This window comes from Polaromonas sp. (genome assembly GCF_039930745.1).
Taxonomy (GTDB): domain Bacteria; phylum Pseudomonadota; class Gammaproteobacteria; order Burkholderiales; family Burkholderiaceae_C; genus Polaromonas.
Window position 1 is genome coordinate 1 of sequence record NZ_JBDTTH010000095.1, and the last position, 16,375, is coordinate 16,375.

Here is a 16,375-nt window from a genome sequence, read left to right on the forward strand (position 1 = left end):
GGAACATCCACCCGGCCAGGGCTGCGGCGTCGCGCACCGAGCCCACCTTGCGGTACACAATGATCAGCGCCTCTTGCACCACGTCTTCAAGGGCGGAGCTGCGGTGACACTGGAAACGGGCGTAACGGCGAATGTCGGGTTGCAGCTGGCGCAGCAAGAGGTCCAGCGCCAGCGGGTCGCCGGCCTGGGCGGCGGCAAACATAGCTTTTTCCACCATCAGCGCGGCCCATCCGGAAGTTTGCGGCCGACCATGGCGCAGGCCGGGCAAAAACCCACCAGCCCTGTACCTACAGTCATCACACCAGCGCCAAGCGCCAGCCAGCCCAGAGGCGTGGCACCGAAGAAAACCAAGCCGCACGCCCCCATCAAGACGCCCGCCACCAGCCGCGCCACGCGCTCTTTGCTGCCCACATTTTTTTGATAGAACATTTTTCTCTCCAAGGCTGCCGGTAAAAAGTTCGGCATCACCCACAAAGAGGGGGCCAAAGGCGAAAAGGATTCAGGGTTCATGAAATTTAACCTCCATGCCCTAGTGGCCTGTCCCGCTACGTGAGTTGCGGAATAGGCTCAAAAACAGGGGAATGGCATTATTCCCGACAGATTTTGCGTGTGAAGGGGCTGTTGCAAGCAGTGACGCCGGATAATCAAAGCAGCCCCGACACTCGAAGCCCCGACACGAAGAGAGAACCTTTGTTTTCAATGCCTCAAGACCGCCGGATCACGCTTATTGGCGGCCTTATCCTTCTGGCGACCAGTATCGCGGCGGGCATCGCCGTGTATGCCGTCATGGAGCGACAGACAGAAGCTGTTCTCAGCCGCAGCCTGCAGACGGCGCTGCAAAGCAATGCCCGCCTGTTTGAAAGCCAGATCAACCAGGCCCTGACAGACGCGCGCACTGTGGCCACCCGCCCCTTCCTGGTGCAAACCCTGCAGACGCTCGAGACCACGCCGGACGATGCCACAGCCCTGCTTGCCATGCAGCGGGCTGCCACCTCGTTCCTGCCCACGGGCTTCAAGGGCATGTCTTTTGTTGATGCAGCAGGCCGCGAAGTCGGACGCGCCGGCAGTTTTTCCCCCAGCGATGAAAAACACCTTGTGCTGAACAAAAAGGAGCGCGCCATCCTGCTGTGGAACGAAAAATTCACGGTTCAGACGCATCTGGACATCCTCGACCAGAAAGGCCTTCGCGTGGGCGCCGTGATGACGGAGACCACCCTGCCCCTGTTGACCCGGGTCTTTGCCGAGGTGGGCACCATGGGCCAAAGTGCCGAGTTCGCGGTCTGCGCGCCACTGGACGATGGCGGCAAGGCCATGGACTGTTTCCTGGGGCGCTCGCCCGGCATCGGGTTCAGGCGCGTTGACCGTGTGATCAATGGCACAGCCCTGCCGATGAACCACGCGCTGCTTGGAAACACCGGCATCATCGACGCCAGGGACTACCGTAACGAACAGGTGGTGGCGGCCTACACGCCGGTTCCGCCTGCCGGCTTCGGGATGGTGCTCAAAATCGACCAGAAGGAGTTGTACTCGCCCGCCCTCGCCCAGCTCAAATACATCCTGCCGCTACTGGGGGGCTTGATGATTGCCGGCATGCTGCTGCTCCGTATTCTGGTCACGCCGCTGGTGCGCAAACTGGTTCAATCGGAGAAGGATGCGCGCGCTGCCAGCGACCTGCTGCGCAACAGCGAATCGCAGTTGCGCGACGTCACCGACAACATGCCAGCCCTGCTTTCGTACATCGATGCCGACCAGCGCTACCGCTTTCATAACCTGGCTTACGAAGAGAACCTGGGCCTGTCCCCGGCGCAAATTGACGGCAAGCACATGCGTGAAGTGCTGGGCGAAGAGATCTACCAAAGCAACATCCCCGCCATTGAAGAGGTTCTGGCCGGTTATCCGGTGGTTTACGACCGCATCCGGAAAAACCTTCGCGGCGAGCTGCGGGACTACGTCGTCAATTATTTTCCGCGTTATGGGGAAGACGCCGACGAGGGCAAGGTCGTCGGCTTTTACGTCATGGCCACCGACGTCACCGCACTCAAACACGTGGACCGCATCAAGAGCGAGTTTGTCTCCACCGTCAGCCATGAGTTGCGCACGCCGCTGACCTCGATTCGCGGCTCGCTGGGGCTGATCGCGGGCGGCGTTGGGGGCAAGCTGCCCGACGCCGTCATGAAGCTGGTGGAGATTGCCAAGAACAACTGCGAACGCCTGATCCGCCTGATCAACGACATCCTGGACATCGAAAAAATCGAGTCCGGCAAGATGCAGCTCAACCTGCAGGAACTGGCCCTGAAGCCGCTGCTGCTGCAGGCGCTGGCGGCCAACGAAGGCTTTGGCGCCGCAAAAAACGTGGGCCTGCGCCTGTACTGCCCCGACGAGACCCTGCAGGTTCTTGCGGACAGCGACCGCCTGACCCAGGTGATCACCAACCTGCTTTCCAATGCCATGAAGTTTTCCCCGCCCGACGGCACGGTGGAGGTGCATGTGTCGCGGGCCGGCCTTGGCGTGCGAGTCGAGGTGCGCGACCGCGGCCCCGGCATTCCCGACGAGTTTCGCAAGCGCATCTTCCAGAAGTTCTCGCAGGCAGACTCGTCCGACACGCGGCAGGCGGCCGGCACCGGGCTGGGCCTGAATATTTCGCGGGCCATTGTCGAACGGCTGGGCGGCCACATCGGCTTCGAGAGCGAAACCGGCGCGGGCACCACCTTCTTCTTCGAGCTGCCGCTTTCGGCGGAGCACCAGCAGCGGGTAGTAGCGCCTGCCAGCGGCCGACCGCGCATTCTCGTGTGCGAAGACGACCGCGACATCGCCCACCTGATCGGCCTGATGCTGGACAAGGGCGGCTTTGACGTGGACCGGGCCTACACCGCCGCCATGGCGCTGGACTTTCTCGAAAAAACGCCCTATGCCGCAATGACAGTGGATCTGGAGCTGCCCGACCAGGACGGCATCACCCTGATCCGCACCCTGCGCGGGCAGGCACACACGCGCGACCTGCCCATCGTCGTGGTCTCAGCCTCGGCCAGCGAAGGCCAGATCCAATGCAACAACCTGCCGCTGAACATTTCGGACTGGCTGGACAAACCGATCGACGAGAACCAGATGGTTCTCACGCTGCGCCGGGCCATCGGCCACATGACCCAGGGAAAACCGCGCATTCTGCATATCGAGGACGACTTCGATATACAGCGCATTACGGCCGCCATCGCGCAGGACTTCGCCGTCTTTGAGTTTGCTGCTTCGCCCGCGGAAGCACGCGCGCGGCTGTGGGAGCAGCGTTTTGACCTGGTGCTGCTGGACCTGGCTTTGCGGGGCGGGTCGGGCTGGGAGGTGCTTGCCGACATCGAGGCGCTGGGCCATTCGCCCCCCGTGGTGGTGTTCTCGGCCACGGCGCTAAGGCCTTCCGAGGCCGCCCGCTTCGCTGCTGTTCTGCTCAAAGCCCAGACCTCGAACACCGAACTCCTGCAGACCCTGCAGCGCGTGCTGGCCGGGGCGCATCCGGCCGCCGACCAGGAACTCCTGAATTCATAGCTGACCGGGCCCGCCCGCCAAGGGCTGGAAGCTTATTCTTCTTGAAATTCGAAACTCAACCCGGCTGGAGCAGTGCAGTGATCTGCTTGTCCTTGCTGCCCCAAAGATCACTGAGCCATTGCTGGAAGCGCACGCGAAACGCCGGGTCCGCGGCATAGTCGCCTGTGCTGAACTCGGGGGGAATGGGCAACTGCTGCGCACGCACGATGATGCGCGGCGCCTGGCCGCAGAGAAACTGCCAGAAGGTCGGCGCACCAGCGGGGTAAACAATGGTCACGTCGATCAGCGAATGAAACTTCTCGCCCATGGCATTGACGGCCAGCGCCAGTGCGCCGGCCTTGGGCTTGAGCAGGTGGCGGTAGGGCGAGGCCTGCGACGTATGCTTGGCGGGCGTGAAGCGTGTGCCCTCGGCGAAGTTCATCACGCTGGTGGGCACCAGGGTAAATTTTTCGCAGGCCTTGCGCGTAGCTTCGCGGTCCTGCAGGCGGCGCTCGGGGTGTTTGCGCAGGTCGGCCTTGGTGTGGCGCTTCATGAAAGGAAAATCAAGCGCCCACCAGGCCAGGCCGATCACCGGCACCCAAATCAGCTCCTGCTTGAGGAAAAACTTGAGCATGGGAATACGCCGGTTCAGCACGTGCTGCAGCACAAAAATATCCACCCATGACTGGTGGTTGGCATTGACCAGGTACCAGCCCTCGTAACGCAGCTCGTTGACACCGGCCACGTCCCACCGGGTAGCCTGCGTCAGCCGCATCCAGCCGCTGTTGCAGGCAATCCAGGCGGTGGCAATGGCATTGAGCAGCGGGTCAATGCGGGCGCGCACGGCGCGAAACGGCAGCAGCAGCTTGACCAGCGAGAAGGCGAACAGCAGGACACACCAGAACAGTGTGTTGACGACCAGCAAAAGCAGCGCAATCAGGCCGCGCAGGAAGGAAGGCAGGAATCCAAGCATGGGCAGGTCAAAAGCATGAATTGTTGCGCGCCCGGGTATGCCCAGCCTTGTGAAAGGTCAAAGGCGGCGCAGCGGGTGACCGGAATACGCCGGAATGCTCCTGGTTTGATAGCTGGCTGCACCCGGCAGATATGGGCTGGAGGCCGATTTAATTCAAAAGTATGAAGAACCCCTCCCATCCTGCTTCGCTTGTCATCCCGGGCCTGGACCCGGGATCCATGCAGCGCGAACCTGCTGGCGTAAAGGTCCGACATGGAGCGCGGATCGGGTCCGCAATGACAGGGCGGAATCTCAGTCGCTGGCTTCACCGCTCAGGTCTTGCTGGAAGCCATAGGCGTTGGTATGGGTAACCGCCACCTTGTTGCCTGTGAACTTCAACACATAGCGCCCAGTCTCGGCTTCTTCGGGCTGGCGTGCCACCATGGTCAGGGTGTCGGGGCCGGTCCAGCTGGCCTTGCTGACGAAGGCGGTGCCGTCGGTGGCATCGCCGGGCAGGAACTGGCCGCTCAGGCCAAGCGGCAGCGACACTTTTTTTGTCTCGCTGCTGCCGCGCGCAACGTAGGTGACGAGCTCGTACGAGGGCGACGCTGTGAGGTGCAGCGTGAACTCCTTGACGCCCAGGTTGTTCGGCGCCATGCGGAAGGTCTTGCCTGAAATGGTTTGCGCCAGCGGCGGTGCTTCGGCGGCAAGCGGCTTTTCGCTGGCCACCTCCCTCACGCGCTGCGCCAGCAAGGCTGTGCCCTCGGGGTTGGGGGCAAGCGCGCTGCCTGACTTCACGGTCTGGGCCATTAGCTCGAACATCTGGGCAAAGGAGTAGTTTTTGCGCCCCGTCATCGCGGCCACCACGCCTTCCTGCGGCATCACCAGAATGATTTGCCGGTTGTAGCCGACAGCCATGTATATCTTGCGCTCGGAATGGGTCCACCACTGGTCGCCGTAGCGCATGCTTGTGGAGGTGACGGGCGGAAATATCATCGGTACCTTGGCCTGGTACACCCTGTTCACCCAGTTGCGCGGGATAATTTGCGCACCTTCCCATTCGCCACCTCGCAGGTACAGGTAGCCGATCTTGGCCATATCTCGTGTCTGAAGGTACAGCCCGTACCCGCCAATGGCCAGGCCTTGCGGGTCCTTCTTCCACACCACATCGGAAATACCCAGTGGCTTGAACAGATGCTGCGTCGCGAAGTCAGGCACGCTCATACCGGTTTGCCGCGCCAGAATGGCGGTCAGCAAGTGCGAGTTTCCACTGCTGTAGTTGAAAGCCGTGCCCGGCGCCTGCGCCATGGGCCGGTCCAGGATGAACTGCACCCAGTCAGCGCTGCGCACCATCTCAATCATTGAGTCAGGCCGCGCGTCGGTCAACGGCTCCGTCCAGTCCAGGCCGGAGGTCATGTCGAGCAGGTGCTGCACCGTCATTGCTTTTTTCCGGTCGTCCACGTTGGCAACGTTGCGGTCTGCAAAAAGCGGCAGCATCGGCTGCGCGGCGCCGCTGAGCTTGCCCTGCTGGATGGCGATGCCCGTGAGAGCCGCAACAACGCCTTTCGTGGCCGAGTTGATCCTGTGCCGCATGCCCGGTTTGAAGGGCGCATAGTAGGCTTCGGCCACAATGCGGCCATGCCGCGTGACCACCAGGCTGTCCATGTCGCCGGCGGCGCCAAAGTCCACCAGAGCAGCCAGCGCGCGCGAGTCCATGCCCAGCTCTTCCGGCGTCGCGGTTGCCCACTGCTGTGTGGGCCATGGCCCCGGCTGGGTTTGTGCGCCCAGTGGCATGCAGAGCAAGGCGGCAGCGATGAAGGCGAGCAAGTGCTTGACGGACGGGCGCATGAGTTCTCCTCCTGGGGTGATGCGCGCTATCGTAGCCGAGCATTCGGGAATTTGCCGCCGTGCATTACCAGCCCACGGATATCTCAATCCAGCATCTTCAACAGCAGCCCGTGCAGAGCGGCGCGGACTTCAACAAGATGAATCATTTTTAATGCTGTTTGTTGACATCCTGGATTTTTGATATTAAAGTGATATCACTTCTTCAGGAGACATCCATGACCAACCAAGCTGTCAACGCACACCGGTCCGAGCGAACAGAGGCCCGCTATCACTCGATGAATGGCTACGCCATGGTCCTTGCGACCGTGGTGTTTTTTGTCTTGGGAGGCTTCCTGCTTGCGCGGCAACTTGCGCCTGTTTACATTGGCGTTCTCTTCGTGCTTGCTGCGGGGGCCCTGGTACCGGGCTTTTACATGCTGCAGCCCAACGAAGGCATTGTTCTGACCTTGTTCGGCAAATACCAGGGGACAGATCGTTCGGAAGGCTTACGCTGGACAAACCCTTTCCAGAGCGGCCGCAAAATCTCGCTGCGTGCGAGAAACCTGAACACCGCCGCGTTAAAGGTCAACGACAAGCGAGGCAATCCTGTCGAGATTGGCGCCGCTGTCGTCTGGCGAGTGCACGATACCGCGCGTGCGGTTTTCGAGATTGACGACTACACGAAGTTCGTCAGCATCCAGGCCGAAGCGGCCATCCGCCACCTCGCAACGCAGTATGCGTATGACACAGGTGAAGACCTTGGCAGCGACGAAACGACACTTCGCGCCGGGCTCGATACCGTGGCGAATGCACTCAAGACCGAGTTGAATCATCGCTTTGTCAGCGCGGGGGTCGAGGTTCTGGACGCCAAGCTGACCCACCTGGCCTACGCGCCGGAGATCGCACAGGTGATGCTGAGGCGGCAACAGGCAACCGCCATCGTCAGCGCAAGGCACCAGATTGTTGCCGGCGCCGTGGGAATGGTCGAAGCTGCGCTGAAGGGCCTGTCCGAGCGCAACCTGTTGACGCTGGATGACGAACGCAAGGCTTCCATGGTGTCCAACCTGCTGGTGGTTCTGTGCTCAGACAACCATACGCAACCCGTGATCAACACGGGAACGCTGTACACCTGAAACGCCGTCCCACAAATAGAGCCCAATGGCGAGCCCCGGCAAGAAGTCCTTCCCGCTGCGAATCGATCCGGCCCTCTGGGCAGAGATCGAACGCCTGGCTGCCCAGGATTTGCGTAGCGCGAACGCGCAGGTTGAGTTTCTGCTGCGCGAAGCATTGGCGAAACGGGGGCGTTTGCCCGGATCGTCTGCCACCACAAGGAAGGAGTTGCCCAAATGAAACCGGATCTGCTTCGCGATGCTGATGCGCCACTTCAGGTTTTTTCTCTGTTGCTTGCGATCCTTTTCCTGCTGGCGGCTCACCCCGGCCATGCTGCCGGCCCGTCCCCTGCCGGCGCAGGCGCAGCGGCCAGCTCTCAGCAGCTGGTGGAGACTCGAGCCACAGTGCGCTCCATCTTTGAAGAAGACGGTGGTCAGCGCATCTACATACGCCTGAAACTGGTGCAGCTCGACAACAAGCCTTTCACAACCTTGACCTTCCGCGTGACAGACCGTTCCTTGCTGGCGGGCATAGCTGAAGGCAGCAGCGTGGCATTCACCGCGGCACGTGCTGGCGGTGAGAACACGATCACCTCCCTGCGTGCTGCAGTGCCCTGCGTCCGGTTTCAACCCTGTCAGTGATCTGGCTTCAGGCAGGCGGTGAAGAAAGCCCGCCTGTGGGCTGCTGCGTCCGCTTGCACTTCAGGGCATGCGGGCACGCAGCTCCTGTATCGTCCCCACGATCAGCCGCAGGCCAAAGGCGCCAACGACGGCCCCCGATACCTTCGTCAGGCGAGCAAAGTTACGCAGATAAGCACGCTGAACACTCTTTTGCGAAAAGGCAAGCGCAAGACTTGTGTGCCAGACGATTGAATTGAAATAGACGACGGCTACCGCGCTGAGCACATGCACCCAGGAGGGTGACTGCGGCAACGACGTAGCGAACACGCTTCCGTAAAACAACGCGATTTTTGGATTCAGCGCACTGGTCATGAAGCCAACGCGAAACGCCGCCGCATTGCTCAAGGTCCCCTGAGGCACAGAGGCCGCCGAAGTGCCCGAACGCCAGAGGTTGAAAGCAAGGTAAAGCAAATACAGCCCACCCACGATCTGAGCTCCCTGGCGCAACATGGGCTGGGTGGAAAACACGACGCCAATGCCCATGACCGCAAGCGTTGCCCATGCCAGCGTGGCAGTGGTCATTCCAGCAACGGCCGCAAAAGCTGCTGTGCGACTTTGACCTCCTGCGAGCTGGGCAAGCAAGACGACGTTGAACCCGGGTACAAGAAGAACTGCCCAGTGGAGCAGCGCGATGGCGAGGAGGGATGGGAGCATTTGTGCGTCTTAAAGAAGGGAGGAGATGTCACCGTCCCAAGCGAGCGACGTCTTATCAGGGTTGTGGGTGAGCTCCGCCCCTTTGGATTCACTGCAGCCCGACATACACACCTCCAAAAAAAAACGCTGATTAGAGTCAGCGCCACAAACGCTGACACCCAGCACGATTAAATTGAACCACACACCTCGCCGCCGAAAATTGTACTTTCGGACCCTGCGAAACTCCCCTGCTGCCACCGCATCCTGGCGCGCTTGATGTGGCGCCCTAGTAGAACTAAGGCTTTAGGACATCGACAAGGCCATCGCACAACGGCCCCTCGAGCGCAAATCGTATATGCATTCTGTGTGGTAGCGCACAGAACTCAGAGGAAACACCTGTTAGCTTTGTACCCAGGCAAACCGCCGTCGAGGCCCGAGAGGTTGGCGATCAGTTATGGATCTCCAGAGGCCTCACCCACCAAAGGCAGTTCCCTATGATGAGCCGTTTTCTGGCTACCAACCGCGACGACCTGATCGCGCGGTGCAAAGCCAAGGTCGAGCGAAGACCGCTGCGAGCCGCCACGCCTGAACAACTCACGAACGGCATCCCCATCTTTCTGAGGCAGTTGGAGGGAACGCTTGAGGCTGAAGAACGCGGCCAGTCTGAAAAGAGTCTCAAGATCTCTGGCGCATCCGGTGGAGATCAAGCAAATCTGTCTGAAATGGGCGTAACCGCCACTGCCCATGGAAAACAGCTCCTGGAGTTCGGGTTTTCCGTCGATCAGGTTGTTCATGATTACGGTGATCTTTGCCAGGCCATCACTGATTTGGCTTTTGAGCAAAACGCGCCCTTTGGGATCGACGAATTCCGTACCTTGAATCGCTGCCTGGACAATGCGATAGCCGATGCAGTCACAGAGTTCAGCTTCCAGCGAGACTCGCTCCTGGCTCGCCAGCATGATGTCGAAAACAATGAGCGCATGGGTTTCCTGATACACGAGTTGCGGAATTCGCTTTCCACAGCGGTACTGGCGCTCAGTGCACTTGAACTGGGGGCACTCCCTGTCGCCGGTGCCACAGGTGCAGTGCTGAAGAGAAGCCTGGCTTCGCTGAAAGTCCTGATTGACCGGGCTATCGCGGACGTACGGGCAAAAGCCGGCGCACCAACACACCTTCAGGTGTTTTCGCTGGCATCCTTTATAGAAGACGCCAGAAATGCAGCCTCTCTTTATGCGGAATGCAGTGACTGCACGCTGACGGTTGCAACCATAGACCCCCTGCTCGGAATTTCTGTAAACCGGGACTTGATGCTGGCGGCATTGGCCAATCTGATTCAAAACGCATTCAAGTTCACACACCCGGGTACCGAGGTCACGTTGCGAGCCTATGCAAATGGGCCTCGCGTTTTAATCGAGGTAAAAGACCATTGTGGAGGTCTGCCCCATGGTGACGCCGAAAGGATGTTTGCTCCGTTCTCGCAGGGCAATAAAGACAAGTCAGGTCTGGGTCTCGGGCTTTCGATTGCCCGCCACTCTGTTGAAGACGACGATGGCACCTTGAGCGTGCAGGATTTGCCCGGCACCGGATGCATCTTCACGATCAGCCTTCCGCGCCACATGCTGCAGTAGTCGATGGTGCGGGCTCTGTTGGTCCGCGTGAGTCCCGTGCCCAAGACGCGCGATCACGCCAATCGCTCGAATCTTCTCCGACGGCGAAACCTGCCTCACCCATGGCGACCCAGCGCACCGCTAGCCAACGCCACACCACAAGCCACCAGCCCACTCGCCACCAGCGTACCCGCACCGAGCGGCTCGCCCAGCAGCCAGGCAGCACCAAGCGCCGTGCTCAAAGGCACCAGTGCAGCCGAGAGCGACGCCCTGGCCGCACCCAACTTTGCAATGGCAATCATGTAGGTCACCAGACCCAGCAGGCCGGCGGCCACGCCCTGCCCCAGCGCCTGCCAAGCCACGTCGGTCCATGGTGCTGTCAGCAGGCGCGGCGCTCCTAAAGCCAGCAGCATGGGCAGAAGCAACAGGCTGGACCAGGCGTTGATGACCGCCGCGCCCTGCCACGGCGTGAGACCGCTGCCGCGAAACGTCAGTGTGTACATGGCCCACACCATCGCTGCCAGGATGAACAACAGATCGCCGCGCCAGGTTTGCGCAGCGTCGGCCAGGCTGCTGGCGCCGAACACGGCCAAGCCGGCAACGACCAGCAGCAGGCCCGCCAGACGCAGGCCACTGATGGGCTCGCCTTGCACCAGCCTGGCACCCAGCGCAGTGAACAAGGGCACACTGCCGGCCCCGAACACACCCATGTGTGCGGCCGGCGCCCACTGCATGCCAGCCATCACCAGCAGACCAAACGGCAAACCGCCGCCCAGCACCAGAAGGCCGAGCCGGCGGCGCGGCAGGCCCTGCGGGAACAAGCCGGTCTGAATCAGCAGCGGCAGCAGCACCAGCGCGGGCACGGCGTAACGCAGCGCGGCCAGCTCCACCGGGCCCAGGGTGGTGGTGACGCCATGACGTGAGGCAATTTGCCAGCCGCTGCCGATCAGGGCTGCGGCCAGCGCGGCCAGCAGGCCGAGAGCGAGGTTGCGGTTCATGGGCGCAGTCTGGCTGCGCGAGCCAGCGGCGGCTATCAGATTCCTGCGCTTGTGCACGCTTGCCGGTTCAGGCTGAGAGTTCGCGCCGGGCTTGCGCAGGCGTTACACCAAGCTCTCGTACGAAGGCCGCGCCCATGTGGCTCTGGCTGCTGTAGCCAAGCTCATGAGCCAGCGCAGCAATGTCGCGCTCGCCTTCTTCCAGCTGCTGCAGCGCCGCGGCCAGGCGCAGTCGCTGGCGATAGCCGTGCAGGCTGAGGCCGGTGTGTTTGCGAAAGGAGCGCGCCAGATGAAAGAGCGAACAACAGGCCGCGTCGGCCACGTCATTCAGCGTCCACGGCGTGATGCCTGCGACGGCGGTGCGCGTCACCATGAAGCGCTGCGCACGCTGCACCGCGGGCGTTGAGCGGCCCTGAATGCGCACGACCGGTGGCGCGTGCCGCAACGCGGTTTGCAGAAGCGCCTGCGTGGACTCACGGCCTTTGCTTGCATGGTTGCCCAGCACGATCGCGCGCCAATGCCGCCTGAGCAGCCAAACAGCGCGCGGGCTCAGCGCCCATGCATCAGACGGCGGCAGCGCATGGCCGGCGCCCGGCTGCGCACTGACGACGATGCTGGCGCGAGAGGCATAGTCGCAGGGCTTCATCTGGTACAGCAGGCCTTCCGGCAGGCTCAAGGCAGTCAGACCGTCGAGCAGCACGCTATGCCCGGCCACGCGGAATTCAGTGGCGCCGCTTGCCGGCAGCACTAGGCGCGGCGAGGCCACTTCGTAGCTCGGGCTCCATTGCGCGGAAGACGCGTGCAGCACCACGCGCTCAACCTTGAGGGTGGGGGTTTGCTGCAATAGCGTGCGGTCCTGGGGCATGGGCTTCACTATAAAACGTGGCGCGTCTGGACCGGCCCGGCAACGGAAATACTATCGATTTGATAGCTGCTTGCGCCCGTCAGATAAGGGCCAGAAGCCTTTTTTATCTGAAAAATCTGGCGAATGGGCCAACAGGCCTATTCGTTGAGGTTTTGAATCACCGCCATGATGTTGCCCTCGGTGTCCTTGAACCAGGCGGCCATGGCGCCGCCTCCGGTGAAGATGCTGCCTTCGGTTTTCATGTCGGGCGTGTCGTACTCTTCAAACACCACGCCGCGGCCCTTGAGCCAGGCGACCGTGGCCTTGATGTCGTCAACCTGCCAGAAAGCGCAGCTTGCCTCGTTGGTGCCGGCGTTGGAGGTGGGGTAGAGGAAAAACGCTGTGCCACCGGCGCACTGGAAGATCAGGCCAGGCCCCGAGGGGTGGCCTTGGCCCAGGGCCAGCTTGTCTTCATAAAACTGCCGAGCCCGCTCCATGTCGCTGGCGGGCACATAGGAATACAGGGGTGCGCTCTTGAGCATGGTGTTTTTCTCCGAAGAAAAAACAGTCTACGGCAGTATGCGCCTGCGGGGAAGCGGCCGGCTGCAAGCACATGAAAACGCTGTAAGCGGGTTTGCGCGGTGTGAACCGCGCCGGACATGCGGTCAGACCAGCAACATATGCGAAGGGGGAAACTGTGACCAGAAGATGCTACTTATTCAGGAGCATAAAATGCCCGCCCTATAAGGGCTAACGACCAATTTTTCCTTACGACTACGGCCAGGAACCATACGGAGGCAGCCGTGAAGGCAGTCCGTTCAGGAGTCCAGCCGGGCGCCAGAGGTCTTGACCAGCCGCTCCCAGACTGGGTAGTCCTTTTTATAGGCGGCGGCAAATGCCTCGGGCGTGCTGGCCGCCACCGTGAAACCCATGCTGGAGATTTTTTCGACAATCTCAGGCATCACGCAGATACGCTGGATCTCGCTGGAGACGCGGGCGATGATGTCTTTAGGCGTTTTGGCCGGCGCGGCCATGCCTATCCAGCCGGCAATGCGGTAGAACTCGTCGGTCAGCCCCTGCTCGGCCAGCGTGGGCGCATTCGGCAGCACGGCCATGCGTTTGAGACCCGTCACGCCAATCAGCTTGAGCTTGCCCGCTTCAATGTGCGGCTTGGCGGCGAGCGCGCTGGCGTAAGACATCTGAATCTGGCCACCAATCAGCTCCTGCAACATGGGCGCCTCTCCTTTGTAGGGCGCATGCACCATGTCGGCTTTCTGGCTCTCGCTCATGGAGTAGCCGGCTAAGTGCGCGTAAGAGCCCACGCCCCACGAGCCATAGGAAAGCTTGCCTTTGTTGGCGGCGATGTATTTCAGCAGCTCGGGCCCATTTTTGGCGGGCACGCTGGGGTGCACTACCAGGGTCACTGGCGAATTGACGAACTGGGACACCAGGGTCAGGTCGCGTTGGGGGTGATAGGGCAGCTTGTCGTACAGGAACTGGTTGGTCAGCAGCGATGAGTTGAGCGAGACCACAAAGGTGTAGCCGTCCGGCGCGGCCTTGGCCACGGTGTCCGTTCCCACGATGCCGCCGGCGCCGCCCTTGTTGTCGACAAGCACCGGCTGCCACAGGCGCGCACTGAGTTTTTCCCCGATCAGGCGGGTCAGCACGTCTGTGGCGCCGCCCGCATTGAATGGCACGACGATACGGATAGGCTTGTTGGGATAGCCCTGCTGCGCAAGTGCAGGCGATGCGAGTCCACCCAGACAAAGGGGAAGACCGGCGGCGCCCGCCTGGGCCAGCAATTCGCGACGATTCAAGGGTTTGGACATGGTGGATCTCCGGTTGGTGAGGAGATTTAGCATCACGTTGCGAAAATCCTTAGACCGTGAAAACCCGTGTTGTGTCGCACGAGCGACGGCTTTGCACGAAAAGTATTCGGCGCAGCGCCGAAACGCAGGCTTAACGGGCTTTGCGTAGCGCGGACTTGCCGCTGGGCTTGCCTGCGCCGTTGTCGCGCGGGGGCAAGCCGGTGTGCTGGGTCAGAATGCGCCCTTTGACCGGCGTGACGGGTTTCAAAGCCACGGTCGTGGAATTCTTCTTGCGCGCACTCACGTAGCCGCCGTCGGTCATGGGCTGGAAGGTGGGGATCAAATGGTGTTTGCCGTTGCCGATCAGGTCGGCGCGTCCCATGGCTTTGAGCGCCTCGCGCAGCAGCGGCCAGTTGTTGGCGTCGTGGTAGCGCAAAAAGGCCTTGTGCAGGCGGCGGCGCTTGTCGCCGCGCACGATGTCCACCGTCTCGCTGTCGCGCGTGATCTTGCGCAGCGGATTTTTGTTGGTGTGGTACATCGTTGTGGCGGTGGCCATGGGCGACGGGTAAAAGGTCTGCACCTGGTCGGCGCGGAATCCATTCTTCTTGAGCCATATCGCCAGATTCATCATGTCTTCGTCGCTGGTGCCGGGGTGGGCGGCGATGAAGTAAGGAATCAAAAACTGCTTCTTGCCGGCCTCGAGGCTGTACTTCTCGAACATCTGCTTGAACTTGTCATAGCTGCCAATGCCGGGCTTCATCATCTTGGTGAGCGGCCCCTGCTCGGTGTGCTCGGGCGCGATCTTCAGATAGCCGCCAACGTGGTGCGTCACCAGCTCTTTCACGTACTCGGGGCTTTGCACGGCCAGGTCGTAACGCAGGCCGGAGCTGATCAGGATTTTCTTCACGCCTTTGAGCGCCCGCGCGCGACGGTACATCTTGATCAGCGGGTTATGGTCGGTGTTCAGGTTGGAACAGATGCCGGGGTAGACGCAGCTCGGCTTGCGGCAGGCCGATTCAATCTCGGGCGACTTGCAGCCGATGCGGTACATGTTCGCGGTGGGTCCACCCAGATCAGAGATCGCGCCGGTGAACCCCTTGACGGTGTCGCGTATCGCCTCGATCTCGCGGATCACCGAGTCTTCCGAGCGGCTCTGGATGATGCGGCCTTCATGCTCGGTGATGGAGCAGAAGGTGCAGCCGCCGAAGCAGCCGCGCATGATGTTCACAGAGAAGCGGATCATTTCCCAGGCCGGGATCTTGGTCGCGCCGTCGTGGCTGCCGTTTTCGTCCTGATAAGCCGGATGCGGCGAGCGCGCGTACGGCAGGTCGAACACGTAGTCCATCTCGGCCGTGGTCAGCGGAATCGGCGGCGGCGTGATCCACACGTCGCGCGCGGTGGCGCCTTCGCCATGCGCCTGCACCAGCGCACGCGCATTGCCGGGGTTGGTTTCCAGATGCAGCACGCGGTTGGCGTGGGCATAGAGCACGGCGTCGCTTTTGACCTGCTCGTACGACGGCAGGCGGATCACCGAGCGGTCGCGCGGCGGCACCTTGATCTTGCCCTGCATGTGAGACAACGCGGGGTTGGGCACGAAGGTGAGCGGTTTGATAGCTGGGTTCGCCTGCGGCACCTGCGCTGCTTTGGCGAGTACCGGCGAGCCTGCCGATTCCGCTTGCGCGGCCACCTCGGCGGCTTCGTCTTCACGCGCACAGCTGGCGCCCTGCTCTTTGGCCTGTTCCGAAATCATCAGGTAGGGGTTCACGTGCGCCTCGACCCGGCCCGGCGCATCCACGCTGGTGGAGTCGATCTCGAACCAGCCTTGAGCGGTTTCATCACCTGTGCGGCGGATGAAAGCCGTGCCCCGGACGTCGGTCATGGTCGCGACCGGCTCTTTGGCGGCCAAGCGGTGCGCAATCTCGACAATCGCCCGTTCGGCATTGCCGTAAAGCAGCAAATCGCACTTGGCGTCAACCGCGACGGAGCGGCGCACCTTGTCAGACCAGTAGTCGTAATGGGCGATGCGGCGCAGTGAGCCCTCGATGCCACCGAGGATGATGGGTACATCCTTGTAAGCCTCGCGGCAGCGCTGGGAATAAACGATGGCGGCGCGGTCGGGCCGCTTGCCGCCAATGTCACCGGGGGTGTAAGCGTCGTCGCTCCGGATCTTGCGGTCCGCCGTGTAGCGATTGATCATCGAATCCATGTTGCCGGCGGTCACGCCGAAAAAAAGGTTCGGCTTGCCCAGCGCCTTGAAAGGGTCGGCGCTTTGCCAGTCAGGCTGGGCGATGATGCCGATGCGAAAGCCCTGGGCCTCCAGCATGCGGCCGATGACCGCCATGCCGAAGCTCGGGTGGTCCACATAGGCGTCGCCGGTGACGATGATGATGTCGCAGCTGTCCCAGC

At 61.6% G+C, this 16,375-nt stretch carries 16 protein-coding genes; 6 read left to right on the forward strand and 10 right to left on the reverse strand.

Features of this window, described 5'->3' with window-relative positions:
• The coding region (locus ABI660_RS19885) for a sigma factor (protein ID WP_348071359.1) at nt 1–202 on the reverse strand (202 nt) is incomplete at its 3' end.
• Between the two features lie 14 nt (nt 203–216).
• Entirely contained in the window at nt 217–429 is a 213-nt protein-coding gene (locus tag ABI660_RS19890; protein ID WP_348071361.1) for a DUF2892 domain-containing protein, read from the reverse strand.
• A 270-nt stretch (nt 430–699) separates the two neighbouring features.
• Between ABI660_RS19890 and ABI660_RS19895 the strand changes: the two genes are divergently transcribed.
• Nucleotides 700–3,534: an ATP-binding protein gene (locus tag ABI660_RS19895; protein WP_348071363.1), complete on the forward strand. Its 2,835-nt coding sequence runs from the start codon at nt 700–702 to the stop codon at nt 3,532–3,534.
• Between the two features lie 55 nt (nt 3,535–3,589).
• Here ABI660_RS19895 and ABI660_RS19900 read toward each other — a convergent pair whose 3' ends face one another.
• On the reverse strand, nt 3,590–4,486 hold the full coding sequence (locus ABI660_RS19900) for an acyltransferase (protein WP_348071365.1): 897 nt from the start codon (nt 4,484–4,486) through the stop codon (nt 3,590–3,592).
• 291 nt (nt 4,487–4,777) lie between these two features.
• Nucleotides 4,778–6,313 (reverse strand): serine hydrolase, encoded by a 1,536-nt coding sequence (locus tag ABI660_RS19905; protein WP_348071367.1) that lies wholly within the window; start codon nt 6,311–6,313, stop codon nt 4,778–4,780.
• On the opposite strand from ABI660_RS19905, the gene ABI660_RS19910 reads away from it, so the two are divergent.
• Genes ABI660_RS19910 through ABI660_RS19925 form a run of 4 tightly spaced genes read left to right on the forward strand, consistent with a single transcriptional unit; the run spans nt 6,312 to nt 8,043 of the window.
• Complete coding sequence (locus tag ABI660_RS19910; RefSeq protein WP_348071369.1) at nt 6,312–6,494, forward strand: hypothetical protein; 183 nt, start codon at nt 6,312–6,314, stop codon at nt 6,492–6,494. The two genes, ABI660_RS19905 and ABI660_RS19910, sit on opposite strands and share 2 nt — an antisense overlap.
• A gap of 34 nt (nt 6,495–6,528) precedes the next feature.
• Complete coding sequence (locus ABI660_RS19915) at nt 6,529–7,425, forward strand: SPFH domain-containing protein (protein ID WP_348071371.1); 897 nt, start codon at nt 6,529–6,531, stop codon at nt 7,423–7,425.
• A 25-nt stretch (nt 7,426–7,450) separates the two neighbouring features.
• Nucleotides 7,451–7,642: a hypothetical protein gene (locus ABI660_RS19920; protein WP_348071373.1), complete on the forward strand. Its 192-nt coding sequence runs from the start codon at nt 7,451–7,453 to the stop codon at nt 7,640–7,642.
• Nucleotides 7,639–8,043, forward strand: coding sequence for a hypothetical protein (locus tag ABI660_RS19925; protein ID WP_348071375.1), 405 nt, complete (start codon nt 7,639–7,641; stop codon nt 8,041–8,043). Before ABI660_RS19920 ends, ABI660_RS19925 begins: the two co-directional genes overlap by 4 nt.
• A gap of 60 nt (nt 8,044–8,103) precedes the next feature.
• On the opposite strand, the gene ABI660_RS19930 is transcribed toward ABI660_RS19925, so the two are convergent.
• Nucleotides 8,104–8,736 carry a LysE family transporter gene (locus ABI660_RS19930; protein ID WP_348071377.1) on the reverse strand — a complete coding sequence of 211 codons (633 nt, stop codon included), beginning with the start codon at nt 8,734–8,736 and terminating at the stop codon, nt 8,104–8,106.
• Nucleotides 8,737–9,212: 476 nt separating this feature from the next.
• Here ABI660_RS19930 and ABI660_RS19935 point away from each other — a divergent pair, with 476 nt between their 5' ends.
• Entirely contained in the window at nt 9,213–10,343 is a 1,131-nt protein-coding gene (locus tag ABI660_RS19935) for a HAMP domain-containing sensor histidine kinase (RefSeq protein ID WP_348071389.1), read from the forward strand.
• Between the two features lie 95 nt (nt 10,344–10,438).
• Here ABI660_RS19935 and ABI660_RS19940 read toward each other — a convergent pair whose 3' ends face one another.
• From ABI660_RS19940 to ABI660_RS19960, 5 genes are all read right to left on the reverse strand, one after another.
• Nucleotides 10,439–11,320: a DMT family transporter gene (locus ABI660_RS19940; RefSeq protein WP_348071379.1), complete on the reverse strand. Its 882-nt coding sequence runs from the start codon at nt 11,318–11,320 to the stop codon at nt 10,439–10,441.
• 67 nt (nt 11,321–11,387) lie between these two features.
• Complete coding sequence (locus ABI660_RS19945; RefSeq protein WP_348071381.1) at nt 11,388–12,182, reverse strand: helix-turn-helix transcriptional regulator; 795 nt, start codon at nt 12,180–12,182, stop codon at nt 11,388–11,390.
• Between the two features lie 137 nt (nt 12,183–12,319).
• Nucleotides 12,320–12,703 (reverse strand): VOC family protein, encoded by a 384-nt coding sequence (locus ABI660_RS19950; RefSeq protein WP_348071383.1) that lies wholly within the window; start codon nt 12,701–12,703, stop codon nt 12,320–12,322.
• Between the two features lie 276 nt (nt 12,704–12,979).
• The gene (locus ABI660_RS19955; RefSeq protein WP_348071385.1) at nt 12,980–13,990 is read right to left on the reverse strand and encodes a tripartite tricarboxylate transporter substrate binding protein; all 1,011 of its coding nucleotides are present in this window, start codon (nt 13,988–13,990) and stop codon (nt 12,980–12,982) included.
• A 130-nt stretch (nt 13,991–14,120) separates the two neighbouring features.
• The coding region (locus ABI660_RS19960; protein ID WP_348071387.1) for a YgiQ family radical SAM protein at nt 14,121–16,375 on the reverse strand (2,255 nt) is incomplete at its 5' end.